We start from the raw sequence: 251 nt of genomic DNA, 5'->3' as shown, positions 1-251 counted from the left end.
CTGTTACTGCTTTTTTTACATCGCAAAAAGAAACAGTTCGAAAAAAAATATTTACTTATTTTAACCAAATGCTTAACGCAGGAGTGATTATAGGTCCGTTAGTTGGAGCGTTATTGGTTAAGTTTAATCCAGTATACCCATTTACTATTGCGGGTATTGCTATGTTAGTTTTATCTTTTATTCTTTTGATCTATCGTAGTAAATATCCTAGAACTATTAAGGACAATCAAAAAGTATTATCTAGTTTGAAA

General features: G+C 29.9%; 1 protein-coding gene. It reads left to right on the top strand.

Annotation, left to right across the window (positions count from 1 at the left end):
* On the top strand, positions 1-251 hold a 251-nt coding region (locus SB822_RS59305; protein WP_410859401.1), incomplete at both ends, for a hypothetical protein.

It is taken from the genome of Paraburkholderia sp. SIMBA_054 (assembly GCF_046534875.1).
Taxonomy (GTDB): Bacteria; Pseudomonadota; Gammaproteobacteria; order Burkholderiales; family Burkholderiaceae; genus Paraburkholderia; species Paraburkholderia hospita.
Note: the sequence above shows the minus strand (reverse complement) of the source record. Positions and strands in the feature narration are given on the sequence as shown.